Source organism: Synechococcus sp. YX-04-1 (assembly GCF_030546365.1).
Lineage (GTDB): Bacteria > Cyanobacteriota > Cyanobacteriia > PCC-6307 > Cyanobiaceae > Parasynechococcus.
In genome coordinates this window covers 38,924-61,937 of the sequence record NZ_JAUONZ010000007.1, presented here as the reverse complement: position 1 = coordinate 61,937, position 23,014 = coordinate 38,924, and the positions used below count along the sequence as shown (strand labels likewise).

Sequence of the window (23,014 nt, the reverse complement as noted above, 5' to 3'; positions counted from 1 at the left end):
GGCTTCCCACAACGTGTTGGCCTGATGGCACGGCAACATCGCAAGCCCCTGTTCTCTCAAGGGTTGGGTTGCATCCGTTCACAAGCCCACAAAAAAGCGAGGGTTCTTCAGGCCCTCGCTCAGCTCGTCTTCTGTTCTGGGGTGTGACTGCACCCAGTCCAGTTCGCAGCTTTCTCCGGCTGCTTCATGGAAGTTAACACTGGTTTTGAGGGCGGAGTTGAGCAGACTCCATCCATGGCCCAGCGCTTCGATGCCAACACCTACCCCCTCGGCCCTGGGGTCCGCCTGCTTGAGGCCAGCGCTGGCACCGGCAAAACCTTCGCCCTGGCGCATCTCTGCCTGCGGCTGATCACGGAGGCCGACCACGCCCTCGAGGCCTTGTTGGTGGTGACCTTCACCGATGCAGCGGCCGAAGAGCTGCGCTCCCGCATCGGCCAGCGGCTGCAACAGGCGTTGCAGGGACTCGAACAGCTGGAGGAGGGTATGGAGGCTGTTGCCCCGGACCCCGTCCTGGCGGAGTGGCTGGCGGGTTCCGAGCCAGGGGAGGAGCGTCAGCGGTGGATTCGGCGCTTGCTGGTGGCCCTGGAGCAGTTGGACCGGGCCGACATCACCACCATCCACGGATTTTGCCGCCGGAGTCTTCGACGTCTGGCCCTCAGCAACGCTGCGGCGATGGAGCCTCAGCTGGACACTGACGCCACCGCGCTCCAATCCGAGGTGGTGCAGGACCTCTGGCTACAGGAGCTGCATAGCCTGCCGCCGGATCAGTTCAAGGCGTTGCGTCAACGTGGCCTCTCGCCCCAGACCTTGCGCAGAGGGCTGGCGCAACTCGATGGCGAACAGCAGCCGCGGTTCCGGGCCGGTGATGGGGCGATCGATCTGGACCAGTCCCTCGCCCCACAGCTGGAGCACTGGCTGGCGCAGCTCTGGGACGACTTCGTGCCGCTCTGGCAGCGGGACCATGTCGCCCTGGATGCCGGGTTCCGTCAGGCGGCCGAGCAGTGGAAAGCCCAGGGTTGTGCAGCCACAACCCCTTACTCCGCCAAGCCCAAAAGTGATCGTTGCGCGCAGATCAACCAGTGGCTGAATGGGCAGACCGCAGTGCCATCGCTGCTGGAGATTGCAGCCCATGAGAAGCCGCTGAAGGAGTACTTCCACCCCGGCAGTTGGTGCAAGGTCGCGCGCAAGTGCGGTGAGACCGACCCCAGCCTGGTGACGCCGGCCCTGCAGGCCGCTGTTGCGGCGCTCTGGGATGCACCGATCGAGCGCACCTGGCAGTACCTGCTGGAACGGGGCTTGCGGGAGCTGGACCTCCGCCGCCGCCGCCGCGGTGTGATCACCTTTGGCGGCTTGTTGGCCGCTATGGACCCCTGCGATGGCGACGTTGCCTGGCTTGCCCCCCTGCAACAGCGCTACCGGGCTGTGATGGTGGATGAGTTTCAGGACACAGACCCCGTGCAGTGGCGCCTGTTGCAGCGTGCCTTTGGTGGTGGTGAACGCCACCTGCTGCTGATGGTCGGTGATCCCAAGCAGGCGATCTACCGCTTCCGTGGTGGTGATCTGGCCACCTACATGGCAGCGCGGGATCGGGTGGAGCGGATCGATCACCTCCTCGACAACTTCCGCACAACGGCTCCGCTGATGGAGGGGTTGAACCGGTTGATGGCTCCGGGTCTCCCCCGATCTGAACTGCCGGTGCCCGCGGTGCAGTCCTGCAGCTCCGCCACCCCACCTCAGGACGCCCCGGCATTGCAACTGCTGCTGTTGTCCACCGAGGCGCCCTCCAGCCGCAGTGCCCTGGAGGAAGAGCTGCCCCAGCGGCTCGCCGCGATGGTGCTGGATCAACTGCAGCAACGGGAGGGTCTCACCCCAGCAGATCTTTGTGTCCTGGTGAGTCGCCATCAACAGGCGGAAGACCTGCGGCGCGCCCTTGGGGGCTGCGGGATCCCCACCCGCCTGGTGACCCAGGGGGATGTGCTCGACAGTGAAGCTGCGTTGCTGTTGCAGTGGTTCCTGGATGCCCTGGCGGAACCGGGTGATGACGCTCGCCTGCGTTTGCTGGCTTGCTCGGGATTGATGAACATCGCGCCCGATGCCCTGGAGCCGGCCCTGCTGGATCAGCTGGCGCTGCAGTTGCGCGGTTTGGCTGAGGTGATGCCGCGGCTGGGCCTGCTCGGGGCCCTGGCCGATCTGCTGAAGGGTGAACAGATGGCGGGGCTGTCGGAACGGGGCCGGATGTTGGGGGATCTGCAGCAGGCGGCGCGGCTGGTGCAGGAGGCGATGCACCGCCAGGGGTTGGATGTGGCCACTGCGGCGGATTGGTTGCGGCGGGAGCGGTTGCACCCCAGCCAGCCGGTGCCGGAGGCCCGCCAGCCCCACAGCGATCAGGCCGATAGCGCCATCGCCGTGGTCACCATCCACCGCAGCAAGGGTCTGGAATATCCGGTGGTGATCTGCCCCTACCTCTGGCAGTCCCCCCCAGCTGTGTCCGGTCCGCTCTGGCGTGACCCCCGCTCCGGGGAGTGCCTGGTGCGGGTGGATGTTCACTGGGGGGAGGGCTGGCAGGCGGCGCAACAGGCGCAGCAGGAGATTGCGGCCGAGGCCGAGCGGCTGGCCTATGTCGCGGTGACCCGAGCCCAATCCCAGTTGATTCTGATCTGGGCCAGGGCCAACGGCCAGGAGGATTCCCCCTTACCCGCCTGGTTGTTCGGTGCTGAGGCCGCTGGGGCTGCGATCGACAGCCTCACCGATGAGCGGCTGAGCGATGCCTTGGCATCGCGAAAGGTTCCGATCAGCATCGATGGCCTGGTCGAGAGCCTGCCCAGCGGAAAGCGCTGGCGGCCTCCGCTGGTGGCGGAGCCATTGGCCCTTGGTTCGGTTCCCAAGCGCATTGATCGGAGTTGGGGCAGGGCCAGCTACTCGGCCTGGATTGCCTCATCCGACGACGTTCAGCTCCATGAGCAAGGTCGCGATCGCGATCCTGGTGCCGAGGAATCGATCTTGGCCGGGGCAGAACCGGCATGGGCTGAGACGGGACCGCTGGCGGCCTTCCCGCGCGGGGCCGGGGCGGGGGACTGCCTGCACCGGATCCTCGAACAGTTCCCCTTTTCTGCGGCGGAGGCCTCTGAGCCCGGCCAACGGCTTGATCTGATCGCCGCAGAGTTGCGGCGGGCTGGGCTTGATCCCGATCTTCAGAACGATGTGTTGATGGGTTTGGAGCAGGTGTTGCAGACCCCCCTGGGGGGACCGCTGGGTGCCTTGTCTCTGGATCGGCTGGGGCCGCATCAGCGCCTGCCTGAACTCAGTTTTGATCTGCCGGTTCAGCACGTGCGCACGGCCGATTTGGTGGCCGCCTTCGGCTGTGATGCCCAGGCCCGTTTTGGCCGCTCCTACAGCCCGGCGTTGGCGTCGCTCTCGATCAACAGCCGCGGTTTTCTCACCGGTTCAATCGATCTGGTATTCCAGGACCCCCAGCAGAAGCGCTGGTGGGTTCTCGACTGGAAGAGCAATTGGATCGGTGAACGGCGCACCGGTGCTGAGCCGGGACGGTGCGGTCCGCATCACTACTCCCAGGAGGCGATGGAAGAGCAGATGCTGCATCACCACTACCCTCTTCAGGCTCACCTCTACCTGGTGGCTTTGCATCGCCATCTGCGTTGGCGGCTGCCGGATTACGACCCGGAGCAGCATCTGGGCGGCTACGTCTACTGCTTCCTGCGGGGGATGCCCGGATCGGTAGCTGCCTCTCCAGATGATGCTGTCGGGCCTGGGCGCATTGTCGAACCCGTGTCGCTCAATCGCATCGCAGCCCTGGATCGAGCCCTGGGGGAGGTGCCGGTGTGACAGAGCTTCTGCCCCCGGGAATCAGCTCTTGGCCCTCCAGCTTCTCGGCTGGCCTCCATGCCGCTCTGCGGCGACGGATTCCGCCCCAGGCGGATGGCCCCGCATTGGAGGAGCTCAGCCGCGACTTGGTGCTGGCCTTGGAGCAGGGGGAGTTGACGGTGGCGCTGACGCCGGAACGGCTGGCCGTTGCCCAAGCCAGTGGCTGGCTGGAGGGGGATGCCTCCCCCCTGCTGCTTCAGGGTGATCGGCTGGGCTGGCGCCGCTGGTTGCAGGCCATGGAGCAGGTGGTGGCCGAGCTGGTAGAGCGGGCCCAAGCTCCCGTTCCAAAGTCCGTCAAGGTTGTCGATCCCCAGCTGTCGGATCGTCTCAACGCTGAACAGTGCGCCGCCGTGCGCGCCCTGGATCAGGCCTCGGTTGTGCTGCTCAGCGGTGGCCCGGGCACGGGCAAAACCAGCACGGTGGTGGAGATTCTGGCCCGGGCGGAAGCCCGCCATCCAGGCCTACGCATTGGTTTGGCGGCCCCCACGGGCAAGGCGGCTCGGCGCCTGGGGGAGGCAGTGCTGGCACAGCGGGCTCCGTTGCCCTGCAGCACCCTTCACCGCTGGTTGGAGGCCGGCAGCCGTGGCTTCGGCAGGCATCGACAGCGTCCCTTGGAGCTGGATCTGCTGGTGATCGACGAGATGTCGATGCTGGATCTGGCCTTGACCCAGGCCTTGCTGGAGGCGTTGCCCAGCAGTTGCCGGCTGCTGTTGGTGGGGGATCCAGCCCAGCTGCCGCCGGTGGGGAGTGGAGCGGTCTGGCATCGGCTTCAGCAGCCGGACGTGCGCGACCGTTTCGCTGCCGGCGCCGTGCATCTCGAGCGCACCTACCGCAACCGCGGAGCCCTTGCGCAGGTGGCTCAACAGCTTCGCCAGGGGGATCTGCGGGCTTTTGCAGTGGATCTGGCCGCCTTGCCTGAGCAGGCCAATCTTCAAGTGCACCCCAGCCCCCTGCGTCGTTTTCCGGCCTTGGTGCGGCAGCGCTGGATCCAGCGCCTCCAGCAGCTTCAGGAGCTGACTGTTGATCTCGACCGCTGCCCCGAGCAGGGTTTGATGTCGGAGTCGCGGGCCTTGTTCGCGTTTCTGGAGCAGGACCTGTTGCTCTGTCCACGCCGCCGGGGGCCGTGGAGTCTTGATGATGTGCATCGCACGTTGCTGGGGGCCAATTCCGCGGGGAAGGTCGAGCGTTGGCCGATCGGCTTGCCGGTGATCTGCGGCAGCAATCAACCGGAACTCGGCTTGGCCAATGGCGACCTCGGGGTGGTGATCGGGGCCGGCTCTGAACGACGCCTGTTGTTTCAGGTGGTGGATCCGGAAGGCCAGCCGCAGGTGCGCCGTTTGCATCCAGCCCGTTTGCGGCGTTTGGAGCCCGCAGTTGCTCTCACCATCCATCGGGCCCAGGGCAGTGAGGCGGATCGGGTGATCGTGCTCTGGCCCGATCCCCTCGAGGATGGTCCTGCTGCAGAGCATCAACGCCGTTTGCTCTACACAGCGATCACGCGTGCCCGTGCCAGCCTTGACCTGGTGACGCTGATCTGAAGCGGGTGATCTGATGCGGGTTGAGCGTCCCTGGGGCTGGTACGAAACGTTGATTCAGGGGGACAACTATTTGGTGAAACGGCTGCTCGTTCGTGCCGGGCAGCAGTTGTCTCTGCAGCGGCATCGTCATCGCAGCGAAAGTTGGACCGTGGTGTCAGGTTCGGGGGCTCTGCTCTGCGGTGAGACATGGCATGTCGCAGGCCAGGGCGTCATGCTCTCCATCCCCTGCGGCGCTGTGCATCGCGCCCGTGCAGATGGCTTGGATCTGCTGATTCTCGAAGTTCAGCACGGTGATGATCTGCGGGAAGACGACATCGAACGTCTGCAGGATGATTACGGCCGGGTGATAACTTGAGATCCAACCTTTGAAGCGTAGGCAACACAACCAGAGCGCAACTCTTTCGTTGCAGGGAGGTTGTGAGCCTGATTTCAAGGATCAATCAGGCGAAGCCACCTTCTATGACTGAACAGCAACAGCAGCGCGACGATTCCGCCTGCGCAGTGGATCTTTCTGCATCCGCGCTGCCGGAATCCAATTCCAATGCTGAGGTGTTCACCACGACGATCACATCGGCTGAGCCGGAATCCGGTTTTGCCGGTTTTGGTTTCAGTGAGGCCCTGCTCCGCACCCTGGCGGACAAGGGATATACCGATCCGTCCCCCATCCAGAAGGCCGCATTCCCCGAGCTGATGCTCGGCCGCGACCTGGTGGGTCAGGCCCAGACCGGTACCGGCAAAACAGCAGCGTTTGCGTTGCCGTTGCTCGAGCGTCTTGAGAGTGGCCAGAAAACACCCCAGGCCTTGGTGCTCGCCCCCACACGGGAGCTGGCGATGCAGGTGGCCGAGTCGTTCAAGGCTTATTCCGCTGGCCATCCCCACCTGAAGGTGCTGGCGGTGTATGGCGGCACGGACTTTCGCTCCCAGATCAGTGCCCTCCGGCGCGGGGTTGATGTGGTGGTGGGCACCCCGGGTCGGGTGATGGACCATATGCGTCAGGGCACGCTCGACACGAGCGGTCTGCGCAGCCTGGTGCTTGATGAAGCGGACGAAATGCTCCGCATGGGCTTCATCGACGATGTCGAGTGGATCCTCGATCAATTGCCTGAGCAGCGCCAGGTGGTGCTGTTCTCCGCGACGATGCCCCCCGAGATCCGTCGCCTGTCCAAGCGTTATCTGAAGGACCCTGCTGAGGTCACGATTCGCACCAAGGATCAGGAAGGCAAGCGGATCCGCCAGCGTGCGATCACGGTGCCGATGCCGCACAAGCTCGAAGCCCTGCAACGGGTCCTCGACGCCTGTGGTGGTGAGGGTGTGATCATCTTTGCCCGCACCAAGGCGATCACCTTGACCGTGGCTGAAACCCTTGATGCCGGCGGCCATCAGGTGGCGGTCCTCAATGGCGACGTTCCTCAGAACCAACGGGAACGCACCGTGGAGCGCCTGCGCAGTGGATCGGTCGACATCCTTGTGGCCACCGACGTTGCGGCGCGGGGTCTTGATGTGGAGCGCATCGGCCTGGTGATCAACTACGACATGCCGTTCGACAGCGAGGCCTACGTGCACCGCATCGGCCGGACGGGCCGCGCTGGACGTACCGGAGAAGCGGTTCTGTTCGTGACCCCACGGGAACGGCGTTTCATCCGCAACCTCGAGCGGGCTACGGGTCAGCCGATTGAAGCGATGGAGGTGCCTGGCAACACGGCTATCAACCAGGGGCGGTTGGACCGTTTGCGCAAGCGTTTAAGTGAGGCAGCCCAGGCGCAACGCCCTGAAGCCGATGAAGCGGCCCTGCTTCAGGAGTTGATGCAGCGGGTGGCCACGGAGCTCGAGCTCAGCCCCGAGCAACTGGCTATGGCGGCGCTCAATCTGGCGATCGGACCCGATGCGCTGCTGCGCAAGGGAGACGATGACTGGATCCAGAACACCCGTCGCAACGACCGTGACCGCGATCGCGACCGCAATTCGGGCGAGCGCCGTGAGCGGCGCGAGCGTCCGGCACGGGCCCCTGAGGAGAACATGCAGCGCTACCGGGTTGAGGTGGGTCACCGCGATCGGGTCAAGCCGGGCAACTTGGTGGGCGCCATCGCTGGCGAGACCGGTCTGCAGGGCCGAATGATTGGTCGCATCCAGATTTTCGACAATCACAGCCTGGTGGATCTGCCCAAGGGCATGCCCGAGGACGTGTTCAACAGCTTGCGTTGCTTGAAAGTGATGAACCGCGAACTGCAGATCAGCCAGGCCTCTTGATGCGTGCGCTTCTGGCTGTTGGCCTGATTGCGGCTCCCCTGGCTGCTTCAGCTTCGGACAACAGCCTGATCACCCAGTTCTGCAGAACGGCCGTCAAGGCCGAGCTGCAGAGGGCTGGGACTGTTCCTCCTGAGGGAATGGTGGACGACACCTGCCGTTGTTTTCTGGCGGAGGTGCAGAACGGGGCAGGGATCCAGACGGCCCAGGCCACCTGCAAGGCCAAGGCAGCCGAGACCTACGGCCTCTGATCCCCGGGGATCAAGAAGGGTCAGAGATGGCTCACCTGCACGGTGGCCTCGGGCTGAAGCAGGGCCAACTTCTCCACCACTTGAATCAACTCGATCTGCTCGCTCGGCGTGGACTGCCGGATCAAGTTGTTGAGCAGCACAAGCTTGTCCACCGGATCCAGCTCTCCATCGGCGGTCCAGGCCAGGGCTTGGAAACAAAGGCTGTCGAATGTCATCTCTCTCCTATGTCAGGGTCTTCTGACAATGGAGTGGATGGCTTGGTTGTGGGCGGGTCTTCGGAATTGCTTCTTTTTTTTGTGTTGATTCGTGCGACTGCCCTGTAACGTCATCGGGTTCACGCCTGAGCATTGGCCCTCTCCGAGCTTTCGGAACCGGCTCAAGCGATCGATCAAGTTCAACGGTTCCACGGTCCATGACCATCTACATCGGCAATCTTTCATTCCAGGCGGAGCAAGAGCATCTTGTTGATCTCTTCAATGAGTACGGCGAGGTCAAGAACTGCAGCCTGCCCCTGGATCGTGAGACGGGCCGCAAACGCGGTTTCGCCTTCGTCGAGATGGTCAATGATGCCGACGAGCAAAAAGCCATCGACGATCTTCAGGACGTGGAGTGGATGGGCCGCATGATCCGCGTCAGCAAAGCCACCCCTCGGGAGCGCTCAGGCGGCCCCCGTGGTGGTGGTGGCGGCGGTTACCGCGGCTGAGGCTCAGGCCTCCGCCTCCATTAGGTCTGATTCCATTTCACGCAAGCTCAGCCGACGCAGCACGTCATCACTGCTGTCTGCTGGGCTTTGTTGATGCTCAAGGGCGTCCTGGAACTGGGGCAAGACATCCCGCAGTCCGCGGCGTTTCTGTCGCGCGAGGTAACGGTGAAAGCGGTTGAAAGACCTTGATCGGCTCATGGCACCTCCTTCAGTTGTGGTTCCGTTGTAGTGCGTCTTCAAGGGTGAAAACCGTGTCGGAACGAACCCTCAGGAAAGCTTCAGCAAATCGCTCCCCCTTGATGCGGCTGATGCGCCATTTGGCGCCGCAGCGCCGCCTGGTGCTCGCAGCGGTTAGCTGCTCCCTGCTCAACAAGCTGTTCGATCTGGCCCCACCCGCCTTGATCGGTCTGGCCCTGGACGTGGTCCTGCGCGGTGAGCAGTCTGTGCTGGCGGGTTTCGGTCTGAGGACCGCCGGCCTACAACTGTGGTTTCTGGCCCTGCTCACCTTTGTGATCTGGGCGGCGGAGTCGCTGTTCGAGTACCTCTACGACGTGCTCTGGCGCAACCTGGCGCAAACCACCCAGCACAGCCTGCGGCTCGAGGCTTACGACCATTTGCAAAAGCTGGAGCTGGCCTTTTTCGAGCAGGACAGTACCGGTCGCCTGATGGCGGTGCTTAATGACGACATCAATCAGCTCGAACGCTTTCTGGATCGCGGTGCCAATCAGATCCTGCAATTGATCACCACCGTGCTGGTGGTGGGCATCGGCATGGCGATGGTGGCGCCGGAGGTGGCCCTGTTCGCCTACCTGCCGATTCCGGTGATTCTTTGGGGATCGCTGCATTTCCAGCGCCAGCTGGCGCCGCGTTACCGGGAGGTGCGGGCCCGGGCGGGCGACCTCGCCTCCAGGCTTGCCAACAATCTGGGTGGAATGCTCACGATCAAGAGCTTCACCGCTGAAGCTCTGGAATTGGAGCGTCTGCGGGCGGAGAGCCTGGCCTACCGCCAGAGCAATGCCAGGGCGATTCGTCTCTCGGCGGCCTTTATCCCCTTGATTCGCTTCGCGATTCTGTTCGCCTTCCTGGCGATCCTGTTGATCGGTGGCTTCAAGGCCTTGGCAGGGGAACTGCCGGTAGCCACCTACAGCGTTCTGGTGTTCATCACCCAGCGCCTGCTCTGGCCGTTAACCGCCATTGGCCGAACCCTGGATGAATACCAGCGCTCGATGGCCTCCACGCAACGGGTGCTCGATCTGATCGACACGCCGGTGCTGATCCAGGGAGGAACGGTGCCTGTGGATCCGCAGCGGCTGCGGGGTGAGATTCGCTTTGAAGCGGTGGATTTCGCCTATGCCGGCCGATCAGCACTGCTGCAGGGCTTCGACCTGACCGTGCAAGCGGGATCGACCCTCGGCATCGTCGGGGCGACGGGGTCCGGCAAGAGCACGGTGGTGAAGCTGCTGTTGCGGCTGTATGAGCGCGATGGCGGAATCATCTGCCTGGATGGTGTCCCCATCGACACCCTGCAGCTTCAAGACCTGCGTCGCTGCATCGCCCTGGTGAGTCAGGACGTTTACCTCTTCCACGGCACCGTGGCCGAGAACATCGCCTATGGGGTCGCAGATCCCGATCCGGTGGCGATTGAGCAGGCCGCTCGCTTGGCGGAAGCCTCTGGATTCATCGATGCCTTGCCCCAGGGTTACGAGACCCTGGTGGGGGAGCGGGGGCAGCGCCTCTCGGGCGGACAGCGCCAACGCATCGCCCTGGCCCGCGCCATCCTCAAAGATGCCCCGGTGCTGGTGCTCGATGAAGCCACCGCAGCGGTGGACAACGACACCGAAGCCGCCATTCAGCGCTCCTTGGTGCAGATCACCCAGCACCGCACAACCGTGGTGATCGCCCACCGGCTCAGCACGGTTCGCCTTGCCGATTGGATTGTGGTGATGGACCAGGGCCGGATTGTGGAGCAGGGCAGCCATGACAGCCTGGTGGCCCAGGGCGGGATCTACACCAACCTCTGGCAGGTGCAGGCCGGCGAAGGGGTTATCGCTTCCTGAAGCAGCTGTTGTTGCCGGCAGATCCGGCGACCATGCTGGGTCCGCAAGCCGGCGGTGCAGCCATGGCCATGCAGGCCTCGATCAGCCATGTGATGCATCACCCCCTTGGGGTGTTCTCGCTGTTGGTGGCGATCAGTGCGGCGGTGCCGCCGTTGATCCGGCGGCTGGGTCTGCCCGATCTGGTGGGGTTGCTGGCAGCTGGCGTGCTGGTGGGTCCCCACGCTTTGAACTGGGTCGACAGCAGCAGCGAAACGGTACGGCTGCTCTCCGATCTCGGGGCGGTGTATCTGCTGTTCACGATGGGTCTGGAGATTGACCTCGAGGAGTTCAACCGGGTCAAGCGCCGCTCGTTCATCTATGGCCTATTGATCCTGTTGATCGGTGTGGGTACGGGTGTGTCGATCGGCCTGATGGCGGGCTTCGCCTCGGTGTCGTGCCTGTTGCTCGGCGCCCTGATGGCCACTCACACCCCCCTGGGCTATCCGATTGTGCGCAGTTACGGCGCCCAGAAGGACGAGGCGGTGGTGGTGAGCGTTGGCAGCACGATCTTCACCGACATCGTGGCCCTGCTGCTCCTGGCGGTGGGGCTGGGGCTGGGCCAGGGCAGCCTCAGCGGTCTTGGCCTGGGCCTGTTGCTGCTCAAGATCGGTGGCTTCGCTCTGGTGGTGGTGATCGGCATCCGCTGGCTGGGCCGGCGCCTGGTGCTGCGGGGCATCAGCGATGAAAACCGGATGGTGCTCGCTGTTTTGGTGGCACTGTTCCTGGCCTCCCTTGGGGCTGAGCTGGCCGGCGTCGAGAAGATTGTCGGCGCCTTCCTGGCTGGTCTGGCGGTGAATTCCGTGCTGCCCGAGGGCCGGGTGAAGGAACAGGTGATTTTTGTGGGTGGCGTGCTGTTCATCCCGATCTTCTTCATCGACCTTGGATTGCTGCTGGATCTGGGCAGCCTCGGCCAAAGCCTGGCCAACTTTCAGTTCACCGCGCTGATGCTGGTAGGCGCTATCGGCGGCAAGGGTCTGGCGTCCTGGCTGAGCGGACGGCTGTTCGGTTATCGCCGCGCCCAGATCCTGATGATGTGGTCGCTGACGATGCCCAAGGTGGCGGCGACCCTGGCCACGGCCTTCATCGGCTACCAGGCGGGTCTGCTCAATCAGACCGTGCTGAACAGTGTGCTGGCGGTGATGGTGGTGACGGCCACCCTGGGGCCGATCCTCACGGAGCAGTCGGTGACACGGCTCAAGGATCCCAGTCCCGATGCGGTGCCGGTCAGCTTCGGTGAGGAGGCAGCGGTGCTGGACGGCGTCAATGAGGTGGTGCAGCGCCCCCTGCGCATCGTGGTGCCGGTGGCCAACCCCAGCACTGAGAAGGGGTTGTTGAGCATGGCGGCCCGATTGGTACGGGGATCGTCGGGGGCTGAAGGGTTGCTGCTCCCCCTGGCGATGGTGAATCCCAGCCTCGAAGAAATGCGCGGTGGTTTGAACCGGGCTGTTGCCGCAGCCCGTGGACGCCTCAGCACGGCGGAGAGCATTGGTGCCCAGTTGGCTGTGCCTACCCGCAGCCTGCTGAGGCTGGATGAAGACATTGCCGGTGGTATGAGCCGCACAGCTTTGGAACAGGCCGCGGATCTGTTGCTGATCGGTGCAGCCCGCACCGATCAACTTCGGGCCTGGCTAATGGGCGACATCGTTGATGGGGTCTGTCGCACGGCTCACTGTCCGGTGGTGGTGGTGAACCTGGGCCGTGAGACCGATAGCGGCCTGGGTCGAATCCTTGTTCCGATCAAAGACCTCTCCGCCAGCGCCCGCGAGCAGTTCGAACTGGCGCTGCGGGTGATCAACTCAGCCCCGGAGGATCAGCGCGTTCGGATCACCCTGCTGCATGTGCACGACCCCCGCTTCAGCGGCCAGGACCGTCACTGGATGGAACAGCAGCTGATTCGCTGGCGTCCGCCGGGGATTTCAGAGGAGCGGTTCCACATCGTGATCGTGAGGGGGCCCGGCATCGATGGGGCCATTCATCGCCTCAGCCGCGAACACGATCTGGTGATCCTGCGCACCCAGCGCAGGCGGGTGGCTGGTCTGCCGATTCCCGGCAGTGATCGCATCAGCAAACTGATCCGCCAGCTCCCCTGTGCCTCGATGGTGATCAGCGATCCCTTGGTTTAACAGAGGCCTGCGCACCTCTACCCGAGATGGGACGAGCGCGCCAAGATGCTGCATAGCGTGTATTCCATGCCACAAGCCCCCCCTGCTAAGGCGTTAACTGAGGCCATCACATGGCCGGTGGTTGCTGCTGTGGTTGTGGGTCTCAGCGGCGGCCTGATCTTGTCGGTGCCGCTGAGTCGGTTAGTCATGGCGCCGACCAGGACGGCAGATCAACCTTTCGCGCTGCCTCAGCCTGCGCCGCTTGCCAACCCATTTGTTGGTTGGACCGGCTTCGGGGCAAGAGAGGTGGTGGTGCTGGGGCGAGACCGCACTGGCAACAACACTGACGTGATTTTCACGGTGCGGGTGGATGGCAACACCACAACGATCACCCAGATCCCCCGCGACAGCTACATCGATGCCGAGGGCTTCGGTGGCATCAAGCTGAATGCACTGATGGCCTACGGCGGTGTGGAGGCGGTGGAGCGGGAGTTATCGCGGTTGATGAACCGCCCGATCCGCCATCACATCCTCGTGCGCCTGGATGCGATCGAAACCCTGGCCAACCTGGTGGGGGGCATCGAAGTGGATGTTCCCAAGCGCCTGTATTACGTCGATCGCAGTCAGAACCTGGTGATCGACCTGCAGCCAGGGCCTCAGCTGTTAAAGGGCAAGGATCTGGAGGGCTTTCTGCGTTGGCGCAACGACGGCCGCGGCGATTTCGGCCGGCTTGAACGGCAGCAGCTGGCGTTGAAGGGTCTGTTTGAGCAGATGAAACAACCGCAGAATCTGATCCGCCTGCCGGCTTTGATCACCGCTGCTGGTCAGGCCTTGGAGACGGATCTTGGGCCGATGGAACTGGGTGGACTGGTCACCGCCATGGGCACCACCGACCTCAATGCCTCCAGCCTGAAGGCGGTTCCGTTCAATGCCGATGGCATCAGCTATCTGGACACCGAGTGGCCGGCGAAGTCGAGCAGTGGGGCTGATGCGAGTGAGGCCAGCAGCCAGCGCTTCCGCTTCCTGTTCTGATCAGATCAGCAGGGTCAGTGAGTGCACCACCCGTCCGCAGAGGTCTCCAACCTTGGCCCAGCGGTCTTCGTTGACGCTGGTGGCCAGGGTGTAGAGGCGCCCTCGGTCCACCACCACGGTCGCCAGCTCGTGGCGGTCGCGGTCTTCCAGGTGCACGGCGTATTCGAGGTCGTAGAAGGTGTGGCCATTCACCTCGCGCTCCTGCGCTTCCACCAGCTCGGCGGTGCGGCCGCTGCCGGCGGTGGCGATCACCTCACGGCGCAGCCGCTCTCCCACGGCGACGGCGCTGCCCAGTTCACTCAGCTCGTTGTCTTCGCTCACCTTGTTGATCATCAGGCTCACGGTTTCATCGCTGTGGATCAGGTCGTGAAACACCACCCGGGGGCCGTTGCTCACCTGCACCTCGGTCCAACCGGTGGGATAGAGGAAGGCGAAACGGCCATCCGGGCTTTGGTACGACTGCAGCCCGGCCGTTGGTCCCGCTGCGCAGGCTCCCAGCACCAGTGCAAGGACGCTGCAAACGATCACGCGACTCAGAGATTGGAGGAGCTGCATCAGCGGGGCGATCAATCCACGGGCCATTCTGCCTTCGTGCCCTGATGGCCGTGACCACTGTTGCGGCAGATGATCTCCGCAACTCCTACATTTCCCGCATTGGCGGCAGACCACTGAGCGGCTTCACCAAACCGTTGGCCCGGCTGATTGATCAGTTCGAGCGTCTGCCCGGCATCGGCCCGCGCACGGCCCAGCGGCTTGCCCTGCATCTACTGAATCAACCAGAGGAGCAGATCCATCAGTTCGCTGATGCCCTGTTGGCGGCCCGCACCCAGGTGGGCCAGTGCCAAACCTGTTTCCACCTCTCCGCGGATCCCGAATGTGAAATTTGCCGCAACCCCGAGCGCCGCAACGGGGTGATTTGCGTGGTTGCCGATTCCCGGGATCTTCTGGCGCTGGAGCGCACCCGTGAATTCCAGGGGCGCTACCACGTGCTTGGGGGCCTGATTTCGCCCATGGACGGCATTGGACCGGAGCTGCTGCACGTCACCGAACTGGTGCAGCGGATCACCAATGAGGAGATCAGTGAGGTGATTCTGGCTCTCACCCCCAGCGTGGAGGGGGATACCACCAGCTTGTATCTGGGGCGGCTGCTCAAGCCCTTCTGTTCGGTGAGCCGGATCGCCTACGGCCTGCCGATGGGCAGTGAACTGGAATACGCCGATGAGGTCACCCTGAGCAGGGCCCTGGAGGGGCGCCGGCCGGTATGAGCAAGTACAGCGCGATCCCTCCCGCCGAGCGATTGCCGGAATGGCTGAGGCGGCCGATTGGCAACGCCTCCGAGTTGGAGCGGGTGCAGGGGCTGGTCAAACAGAACCGCCTGCACACCATCTGCGAGGAGGGGCGTTGCCCCAACCGCGGCGAGTGCTACGCCGCCGGAACGGCGACGTTCCTCTTGGGCGGATCGATCTGCACACGCAGTTGTGCCTTCTGCCAGGTGGACAAGGGCCAGGCCCCGATGCCGCTGGATGCGGCTGAAGCGGAGCGGGTGGCCGATGCGGTGGAGGCGATGCAACTCCGCTACGTGGTGCTCACGGCGGTGGCCCGTGACGATCTTGCCGACCACGGCGCCAACCTGTTCACCAGCACCATGGCGGCGATCCGGGCCCGCAATCCGCTCATCGCCCTTGAGGTGCTCACCCCCGATTTCTGGGGCGGTGTGGCGGACCCCGAGCGGGCAGTGATGGCCCAGCGGGAGCGGCTGGCGACGGTGCTGGCGGCCCAACCAGTGTGCTTTAACCACAACCTGGAAACGGTGCAGCGGTTGCAGGGGGAGGTGCGCCGGGGTGCCACCTATGAACGATCGCTTGGTTTACTGGCGGCGGCCCGAGAGCTGGCGCCCGAGATCCCGACAAAAAGTGGCCTGATGCTCGGCTTGGGGGAAACCCGCGATGAGGTGATCGCCACCCTCCAGGATCTCCGTGCCGTGGATTGCCAAAGGATCACCCTGGGGCAGTACCTGCGTCCCTCGCTGGAGCACATTCCAGTGGCCCGCTACTGGACGCCGCAGGAGTTCGACGCATTGGCGGAGGTGGCCCGTGAGCTGGGGTTTGCCCAGGTGCGCAGTGGCCCGCTGGTGCGCAGCAGCTATCACGCCGCCGATTGACGCCAGCCCTGCAGACTGCGATCCAGCACGGTGGCAACCTCACCGCTCATCAGGGCCCCGGCACCACCCCAGACCATGCGCAGGGGTAGATCCCCGAGGGCTGCTTCCACATCGCGAGATTTGCTGAAGCCGCGTTGGCGGAAGTAGCGCACCAGCCGGCGGTGCTGCTGCTCGTCGTCGCGGATGGCCAGCAACCGGGCCCGTGAACAGGGGGTGGCCTCCTGGGCCCAGGCCATGGTGGCCGCCCAGATCAGATTACCCACGCCCGCCGGTGCCTTCGGCATCACCCGCATCGTGTCGAGCTGCAGGCCCGTGGCAGCGGGGTAGGCCCATCCCTTCATTTCCCCCAGCAGCAAAAGACTGCCGCTGGCGGCTTGCCGGGCCACCACCAAGCGCAGGCTCCACAGCCCCAGGGGACGGCCCACCTGTAATCGCAGCAGCAGCTCCTGCTCGCGGGCCTCGGCTTCCAATTGCTCAAGCATCGATCGGGATCTGGCCGTGGTCATCGTCCTGCAGTCATGCTGCCTTTGGCATGAAGCCGACCGAGCACACCGCCTCCAGAGGCAGCGCCCCATAGAGATGGGGGAACAGGTCGCCGGTGGGAATGGCATCGGCCCGTAGGGGAGCATTCACTGCGGCGGGATCAATCTCCAGTAGCAGCACCTCGCCAGCATCGGCATAGAACCGTTCAAAGGTGGCCTTCACCTGCTCCTGCCAGGAGCAGTGGATGAAGCCCACCTGCTCCAACGTCATCCCCCGGGTTGAGATGCGGTAGCTGCCGCTGGCCTGGGCCGCTTGCCAGTCGGCCTTGAGGGCCAGGTGAAACAGGGGTTGATCCAGGGGCACCGCGATGGCATCGGCGGGGAAGTGGTGTTGCTGCCCACCGGCATTCCAGGGGTCGGCGCGCTGCATCAGCCGCTCGAAGCGGGGATCCTCGAGGAAGCGATGGAGCCAGTGGCGCAGGGCCTCCAGCGCTTTGTCGTTATCGAAGCCCTCCGGATCGGCGATGCGCCACTGCCGCACGAACGGCCAGAGGGCGGCATCCGCCAGTGAGCAGTGCTCGCCCAGCAGCCAGCCCTGAGCAGCGATCCTTTGGTTCCAGCTGGTCAGGATCGCCAGACCGGCGGCGCGTTGTTCCTCTTTGTTGGTACCGGGGTAGCGGTCGGTGTACTTGAACCGGTCCAGATGGTGCTTGAACGGGCCGTCGTTCTGCTCGATCAGTGCTGAGGCATCGCCGGTGTTGCGCAGCTCACGAGGGTCCGCCTGAGCAAGGGCCCAGTCCATCACGGCCAGGCTTTCCTCGATCACTGCGCCGTCCGGCAGCACCAACAAGGGCACCGTGCCCTTGGGGGAGACCGCCAACATCTCAGCCGGTTTGGCCTTCAGTGCGATCTCGCGCCACTGCACGAGAAGTCCGGCCTCCAGCAGGGCCCAGCGGGCACGCATGGCGTAGGGGCAACGGCGAAAGCTGTAAAGGATCGGCAGCACGGCATCCGGATGGTCCCTGGCAGGGATTGTCCGATGCGGCCTGATCTCTTCAGGCTTGCTGCTGGTCGATCTGGTGTTGCCGCATGGCGAAGCGTTCCCGATCGGCATCGGTGAAGCGATCCACGCAGTGCACGCATTGCACCCCCTTGATGTAGCTCGGCAGTTCGCGTTGCTGGGCTGACACCGGTAGGCCGCAGGCGTAGCAAAGGCTGTGCTCGCCGGGTTCCAGCTGGTGGTTCAACGCCACCCGTTGATCAAAAACAAAGCACTCCCCTCGCCAGCGGCTCTCGGTTTCCGGTACCTGCTCGAGGTACTTCAGGATGCCCCCACGCAGGTGATGCACCTCCCCGAAGCCTTGTTGCTGCAGGTAGCTGCTGGCTTTCTCGCAACGGATTCCGCCAGTGCAGAACATGGCGATGCGTTTGCTGCCCTTCTGTTCGATCAGGGGCCGCAGCGTGGACTCTGCCCATTGCGGAAAGTCGCGGAAGCTCTCGGTGCTGGGGTCGATGGCCCCCTCGAACGTCCCGATCGCTGTTTCGTAGCTGTTGCGGGTGTCGATCACCAGGGTCTCGGGATCATCCACCAGTGCATTCCAGTCGTTCGCTTCCACGTAGGTGCCCACGCTGGTGCGGGGGTCCACGCTGTTCACGCCGATGGTCACGATCTCCTTTTTGCGCCGGGCTTTGAAGCGGCGGAACACCGGCTTTTTGGCCCAGCTGCGCTTCACCTCCAGCCGTGCGTAGTGGTCGTTGCCGAGCACCAGGGAAGCGCGCAGATGATCCAGCACCGCATCAACCGCTGATTCCGGGCCACTGATCGTGCCGTTCACCCCTTCATGGGCCACCAACACCGAGCCGAACACGCTGCCATCGCGAGCCAGGGTCGGCAAGCTGCTTAGCAATGTCTCCCGGCGCTTGTCGTCCAGGGGCGTGAAGGCATAAAACGCCGCTACGAGGAGTCGGCTGTCTTTCGCCAGCACAGGCTCCAGGTTGCTCGGGTCCACGCTGTTACGGGTTCAACAGTCCTCCAGCCTGCATCAGGCCGGGGTGTCCTACCCGTGTTGTTGGTCGTCAGGCTTTCTTGCTGATGCGCACCGCCGCCGGTTTCAGGGGACAGGCCAGGGCATGGAAGGGCTTGTGTCCCCCTTCAAAGATCAGGCTTCCCATGGGTTGAGCGTTGGCGCTGTCGATCTTCATGGCTGTGCCACAGACCTACACGGTGTAGCTCAACAGGGACGCCACCAACAATGAGTCTTTTGTGCAGTGTTTCCGGTTGGTGACAGTCGGGATTGTCGGCGCAGGACCTGTCGGACGGATCTCAATAGCGGTGATGGTGATGACGCTGCTTGTCGTCTTTGATTGCCTCCAGGATCACGGACAGAACAAACAGGCCAAGCAGGGAGGGGATGACGATGGGATCAATCACGGCGCCTCATCGACGGGCTGTTTCTGGTCTAGCCCTGCACTGACACCCGCAATGTGCCAGTGGAGCAATCGTTACATGGGTCGGCTGATCAGTGGGGCGAGCGGCTGGCCGGAGCCGCCGCTTCCTCCAGCCAGTTGGCTGTCACCCCCGCATCGGCGAGCAGTTGGCGGTCGGCCTCAACATCCGGGTTGCCGGTCGTGAGCAGAACATCGCCGTAGAAGATTGAATCGGCCCCCGCCTGAAGGCAGAGAATCTGCGCTTCCCGGCTCATCGATTCACGGCCTGCGCTCAACCGCACCCGGGCGTGGGGCATCAGGATCCTCGCTGTCGCCACCATCCGCACCAGCTCCAGCGGTTCAAAGGGAGCCTGGTCTTCCAATGGGGTGCCCTCTACCGCCACCAGCCCGTTCACCGGAACGCTTTCGGGATGGGGGTTCATGCTGGCCAGCACCTGCAGCATGGAGGCACGGTCCCGCAGGGTTTCACCCATTCCGATGATGCCGCCGCAGCAGAGGGTGACGCCGGCATTGCGCACCCGTTCCAGGGTTTCCAGCCGTTCCTGGTAGGTGCGTGTGGAGATGATCCGCTCGTAGTGCTCGGGGCTGGTGTCGAGGTTGTGGTTGTAGGCCGTGAGGCCGGCTTCTGCCAACCGTTCCGCCTGTTGGTCGGTGAGCATCCCTGCGGTCACGCAGGCCTCCATCCCCATGCCGCGGACCCCCCGCACCATCTCGAGCATTGCCTCAAAGGGAGCGCCATCGCGGATCTCGCGCCAGGCCCAGCCCATGCAGAAGCGGTCAGCACCGGCCTCCTTGGCGGCCCGGGCACGCTGAAGCACCGGCTCCACCTGCATCTGGGCCTCAAAGGCCGTGACGTCACTGCTGTTGTGGATCGACTGTGAGCAGTAGGCGCAGTCTTCTTCGCAGCCCCCTGTTTTCACGCTGAGCAGCGAGGCCAGCTGGACCCGGTAGCCCGGGTTGGCTTCCCGATGCACGGTTTGGGCCTGCCAGAGCAGCTCCATCAAGGGAAGTTCCAGCAGGGTCTGGATCTCCTCGGTGGTCCAGTCGTGGCGGATGCTGAGGGTCATGGGCTGATCGGATCAAGACCGCCGAAGCGGCGGTTACGACGTTGGAAATCGAGCAGGGCGGCTTTCAAGGCATCGGCATTGAAGTCAGGCCAAAGCACATCGGTGACGTGAATTTCGGCATAGGCCAGCTGCCAGAGCAGGAAATTGCTGATGCGGTGTTCTCCGCTGGTGCGGATCAACAGATCGGGATCCTGTTCGCCAGCCGTGAATAGCTCGGCGGCGATGCTGTTCTCGTCGATGCTGTCGGGGTCTAGCTCCCCGGCAGCAGCGCGTTGGGCCAGACGCTGAGCGGCCTGCACCAGCTCCCGTCGTCCGCCGTAGTTGGTGCACACATTGAAGTGAATGCCATTGTTGCTCGCCGTTCGGGCTGTGGCGTCGGCAATCAGCTCCTGCAGTTTCGGGGGCAGGGCCTGCAGATCGCCGAGAAAGCGAATCCGCACTTGTTCGGCCTCCAGGGCCTGCAGTTCAGCCTGCAACACCCGCTCGAACAGGGTCATCAGGAAATTCACTTCCTCCCCAGGGCGCGACCAGTTCTCCGTTGAGAAGGCGTAGGCCGTGAGGGCTTGGATGCCCCAGTCGCTGCACAGCCTCAGGGTGGACTTCAGCGCTTCAACGCCGGCACGATGCCCCATCACGCGGGGCAAACCGCGGGATTTGGCCCAGCGACCGTTGCCATCCATGATCAGGGCCACATGCTGCGGGAGCCGACCTGGGTCGAGGTCCGCAGGCAGAAGCGAACGATCGGCCGTGTCAGTGCTGGTGGCCGGAGGGCGGCTCAAGACAGCGATTCGGGCGGAGCGCTACCCACCGTACGTCGTGCCGGCGGCATCGATTCGGCGGTGTTGAACAGCTCCCTGAGCAGTTCCTGAAGGCGAGAACTGGTGATCGGTCGTTCCAGCTTGCCCTGGTTCGCCAGAGACAGCGTTCCGGTTTCTTCTGACACCACAATGCAGATGCAGCGATCAAAGCGTTCAGTGATGCCGAGTGCCGCCAGATGACGGGTGCCGAATCGGCTCACGCTGTGCCTCGACAGGGGAAGAATCACGCCCGCCGATTCGATTCGATTGCCCCGCACCAGCACGGCACCGTCGTGGAGGGGGGTGTCGGCGGCGAACAAGTTGAGCATCAGCTCTCGACTCAGCACAGCACCAATGGGGATGCCGGGATTGAGAAAATCCTCGGGCCTCAGGTCGCTTCCCAGGTCCACCACGATTAAGGCACCACGCCGCAACTGAGACAGCCGGCCCGCGGCCTCAGTGATCTGGCTGACGGTGCCCGCCGAAGCGCTGAACTCTTTCTGAGGGTTGCCCAGCAACACGGCAAGACGACCGGTGCCCAGCAGCTCCATCAGGCGACGCAGCTCCCCTTGCCAAAGGATGGCCAGGGAAAGCGAACAGGCCATGACGAGCGCGTCAACCAGCTTTGTGGTGAGGGGCAGGTTGGCGAAGCGCTGGACAAACCAGGCCATCGCCACCAGAAACAACCAACCCCGAAGCAGCCAGAGGGTGCGCTGCTCGTTGACGCGGGAAAAAAGCAGAAAGCCGATGGAAGAGGCAAAAAGAACGTCGAGCACAAGGCGCGGATCCACCACCGCCAACACGTTCACTCCGCCCTTCTCACTGCTGACTTCAACGTAACGCGTTGAATCGTTCTGGCAAAACGTCGTAGCGCAGCAGGTCATCCGGCTGCTCCCGTTTCTGCACTAGTTCCGCTGAACCGTCGTGCACCAGAACGGCAGCGGGCCTCGGGATCCGGTTGTAGTTCGAACTCATTGAGGCGTTGTAAGCACCGGTGGCAAACACGGCGACGATGTCACCGCTCTCGGTGGTGGGTAGGGGGAGGTCCTTCAGCAACACATCGCCGGATTCGCAGTGCTTGCCCACCAAGTTCACACTTTCGTCTGGCTTGGCCAGCGGGCGATCGGCCAGGCAGCAGGTGTAAAGAGACTGGTAGGTGATCGGGCGAGGGTTGTCGCTCATGCCACCGTCGATGGCCACGTAGGTGCGCACGTTCGGGATCGTTTTGCGCGAGCCCACCGAATACAGGGTCACGCCCGCGGTCGCCACCAGGGAACGACCCGGTTCGCACATCAGCCGCGGCAGCTCGAGGCCCCGTTCCTGGCATGCGCTGGTGACGGCTTCGGCCACCACCTGGATCCACTGCTCAATGCTCGGGGGATCGTCCGACTCCACGTAGCGGATGCCCAGGCCACCGCCCACGTTGAGGTCGGTCACGGGATGGCCCAGCTCACGGGCCAGCTTCAGCTTGTCGGCCATCACCGCCGCCAGATCCCGGTGGGGCTCGAGTTCAAAAATCTGGGAGCCGATGTGGGCGTGAAGTCCGGTGAGTTGGGCCCAGGGTTGTCCCATAAGGCTGCGCAGCACGGGTTCCACCTGGTCGGGATCGAAGCCGAACTTGCTGTCCAGGTGACCCGTGCGGATGTATTCGTGCGTGTGGCACTCGATGCCGGGGGTGAAGCGCAGCATCAGACGAGCCGGTTCGGCTCCAGCGGGCACCAGTTCGGCGAGGCGATCCAGATCGTGCTGGTTGTCCACAACGATCGTCACTTTGTTGGCGTAGGCGAGCAGCAACTCCTCGTCGGATTTGTTGTTGCCGTGCAGCACCATGCGATCCCCGGGCATCCCCCCGCGCAGTGCCGTCAGCAATTCACCGGCTGACACGGCATCCAGACCCAGCCCCTCGGAGGCCGCCAGGCTGCTCATCACCAGAGAGCTGTTGGCTTTGGAGGCGTAGATCGGTAGGGATGGCCCGGCGTAATGCTTTTCCAGGGCCTGCCGGTAAGCCCGGCAGGTGGCCCGAACGGTCGCTTCATCCAGCACATACAACGGTGTGCCGTAACGCTCGGCCAGATCGCTGAGACGACACCCCCCAACAACAAGACGGTCGGTGCCGTCGAGTTCTGTGGTGATCGGGGTCAGGTTGCGATTGGGGCTCTCCGCATCCCGGTTGGCCTCGAAGGGCCGTTGACTGGTGATGGTTTGGGTCAC

22 protein-coding genes are annotated in these 23,014 nt (G+C 63.9%); 11 read left to right on the top strand and 11 right to left on the bottom strand.

The features are described 5' to 3' along the window. The first annotated feature begins 186 nt into the window (after positions 1-186). From Q3Y53_RS11850 to Q3Y53_RS11830, 5 genes are all read left to right on the top strand, one after another. Positions 187-3,843, top strand: a complete 3,657-nt coding sequence (locus Q3Y53_RS11850; protein WP_303536324.1) for a UvrD-helicase domain-containing protein — start codon at positions 187-189, stop codon at positions 3,841-3,843. Next, positions 3,840-5,420, top strand: a complete 1,581-nt coding sequence (locus Q3Y53_RS11845) for an ATP-dependent RecD-like DNA helicase (protein WP_303536321.1) — start codon at positions 3,840-3,842, stop codon at positions 5,418-5,420. The genes Q3Y53_RS11850 and Q3Y53_RS11845 overlap by 4 nt, the downstream gene beginning before the upstream one ends. A 13-nt stretch (positions 5,421-5,433) precedes the next feature. Beyond that, the gene (locus Q3Y53_RS11840; protein ID WP_303536318.1) at positions 5,434-5,775 is read left to right on the top strand and encodes a phosphomannose isomerase type II C-terminal cupin domain; all 342 of its coding nucleotides are present in this window, start codon (positions 5,434-5,436) and stop codon (positions 5,773-5,775) included. 104 nt (positions 5,776-5,879) lie between these two features. Beyond that, a complete protein-coding gene (locus Q3Y53_RS11835; protein WP_303536315.1) occupies positions 5,880-7,667 on the top strand; it encodes a DEAD/DEAH box helicase in 1,788 nt (595 codons plus the stop codon). Beyond that, positions 7,667-7,915, top strand: a complete 249-nt coding sequence (locus Q3Y53_RS11830) for a hypothetical protein (protein WP_226424190.1) — start codon at positions 7,667-7,669, stop codon at positions 7,913-7,915. The genes Q3Y53_RS11835 and Q3Y53_RS11830 overlap by 1 nt, the downstream gene beginning before the upstream one ends. A 20-nt stretch (positions 7,916-7,935) precedes the next feature. On the opposite strand, the gene Q3Y53_RS11825 is transcribed toward Q3Y53_RS11830, so the two are convergent. After that, positions 7,936-8,130, bottom strand: a complete 195-nt coding sequence (locus tag Q3Y53_RS11825; protein WP_226424189.1) for a hypothetical protein — start codon at positions 8,128-8,130, stop codon at positions 7,936-7,938. A 197-nt stretch (positions 8,131-8,327) separates the two neighbouring features. Here Q3Y53_RS11825 and Q3Y53_RS11820 point away from each other — a divergent pair, with 197 nt between their 5' ends. After that, entirely contained in the window at positions 8,328-8,618 is a 291-nt protein-coding gene (locus Q3Y53_RS11820) for an RNA-binding protein (protein ID WP_226424188.1), read from the top strand. Positions 8,619-8,621: 3 nt separating this feature from the next. Here the strand turns inward: Q3Y53_RS11820 and Q3Y53_RS11815 are convergent, their stop codons facing one another. Then, a complete protein-coding gene (locus tag Q3Y53_RS11815; RefSeq protein WP_303536311.1) occupies positions 8,622-8,816 on the bottom strand; it encodes a hypothetical protein in 195 nt (64 codons plus the stop codon). A 101-nt stretch (positions 8,817-8,917) separates the two neighbouring features. On the opposite strand from Q3Y53_RS11815, the gene Q3Y53_RS11810 reads away from it, so the two are divergent. The 3 genes from Q3Y53_RS11810 to Q3Y53_RS11800 all read left to right on the top strand — a co-directional run bounded on the left by Q3Y53_RS11810 (position 8,918) and on the right by Q3Y53_RS11800 (position 13,848). Then, on the top strand, positions 8,918-10,675 hold the full coding sequence (locus Q3Y53_RS11810; protein WP_303536309.1) for an ABC transporter ATP-binding protein: 1,758 nt from the start codon (positions 8,918-8,920) through the stop codon (positions 10,673-10,675). 62 nt (positions 10,676-10,737) lie between these two features. Continuing rightward, complete coding sequence (locus Q3Y53_RS11805; protein WP_303536409.1) at positions 10,738-12,837, top strand: cation:proton antiporter; 2,100 nt, start codon at positions 10,738-10,740, stop codon at positions 12,835-12,837. 66 nt (positions 12,838-12,903) lie between these two features. Next, positions 12,904-13,848: an LCP family protein gene (locus tag Q3Y53_RS11800; RefSeq protein WP_303536307.1), complete on the top strand. Its 945-nt coding sequence runs from the start codon at positions 12,904-12,906 to the stop codon at positions 13,846-13,848. Here Q3Y53_RS11800 and psbP read toward each other — a convergent pair whose 3' ends face one another. Next, positions 13,849-14,403: a photosystem II reaction center PsbP gene (gene psbP, locus Q3Y53_RS11795; protein ID WP_226424185.1), complete on the bottom strand. Its 555-nt coding sequence runs from the start codon at positions 14,401-14,403 to the stop codon at positions 13,849-13,851. It lies immediately after the preceding gene. Positions 14,404-14,537: 134 nt separating this feature from the next. Between psbP and recR the strand changes: the two genes are divergently transcribed. Both recR and lipA read left to right on the top strand, forming a co-directional pair. Beyond that, entirely contained in the window at positions 14,538-15,113 is a 576-nt protein-coding gene (gene recR / locus Q3Y53_RS11790) for a recombination mediator RecR (protein WP_226424442.1), read from the top strand. Then, a complete protein-coding gene (lipA, locus tag Q3Y53_RS11785) occupies positions 15,110-16,009 on the top strand; it encodes a lipoyl synthase (protein ID WP_226424184.1) in 900 nt (299 codons plus the stop codon). Before recR ends, lipA begins: the two co-directional genes overlap by 4 nt. On the opposite strand, the gene Q3Y53_RS11780 is transcribed toward lipA, so the two are convergent. From Q3Y53_RS11780 to lysA, 8 genes are all read right to left on the bottom strand, one after another. After that, entirely contained in the window at positions 15,994-16,491 is a 498-nt protein-coding gene (locus Q3Y53_RS11780; protein ID WP_303536405.1) for a hypothetical protein, read from the bottom strand. The two genes, lipA and Q3Y53_RS11780, sit on opposite strands and share 16 nt — an antisense overlap. 34 nt (positions 16,492-16,525) lie before the next feature. Then, complete coding sequence (locus Q3Y53_RS11775) at positions 16,526-17,497, bottom strand: DUF952 domain-containing protein (protein WP_303536304.1); 972 nt, start codon at positions 17,495-17,497, stop codon at positions 16,526-16,528. A gap of 49 nt (positions 17,498-17,546) precedes the next feature. Further along, positions 17,547-18,500 (bottom strand): rhodanese-related sulfurtransferase, encoded by a 954-nt coding sequence (locus tag Q3Y53_RS11770; RefSeq protein WP_303536302.1) that lies wholly within the window; start codon positions 18,498-18,500, stop codon positions 17,547-17,549. Between the two features lie 67 nt (positions 18,501-18,567). Beyond that, positions 18,568-18,693, bottom strand: a complete 126-nt coding sequence (locus tag Q3Y53_RS11765) for a hypothetical protein (protein WP_255613467.1) — start codon at positions 18,691-18,693, stop codon at positions 18,568-18,570. Positions 18,694-19,010: 317 nt separating this feature from the next. Then, positions 19,011-20,006 carry a biotin synthase BioB gene (bioB, locus tag Q3Y53_RS11760; RefSeq protein WP_303536300.1) on the bottom strand — a complete coding sequence of 332 codons (996 nt, stop codon included), beginning with the start codon at positions 20,004-20,006 and terminating at the stop codon, positions 19,011-19,013. Further along, positions 20,003-20,785 carry an isoprenyl transferase gene (locus tag Q3Y53_RS11755; protein WP_303536298.1) on the bottom strand — a complete coding sequence of 261 codons (783 nt, stop codon included), beginning with the start codon at positions 20,783-20,785 and terminating at the stop codon, positions 20,003-20,005. The genes bioB and Q3Y53_RS11755 overlap by 4 nt, the downstream gene beginning before the upstream one ends. Next, positions 20,782-21,612 carry a diadenylate cyclase CdaA gene (gene cdaA / locus Q3Y53_RS11750; protein WP_226424178.1) on the bottom strand — a complete coding sequence of 277 codons (831 nt, stop codon included), beginning with the start codon at positions 21,610-21,612 and terminating at the stop codon, positions 20,782-20,784. Before cdaA ends, Q3Y53_RS11755 begins: the two co-directional genes overlap by 4 nt. A 22-nt stretch (positions 21,613-21,634) precedes the next feature. Continuing rightward, positions 21,635-23,014 carry a diaminopimelate decarboxylase gene (lysA, locus tag Q3Y53_RS11745; protein ID WP_226424177.1) on the bottom strand — a complete coding sequence of 460 codons (1,380 nt, stop codon included), beginning with the start codon at positions 23,012-23,014 and terminating at the stop codon, positions 21,635-21,637.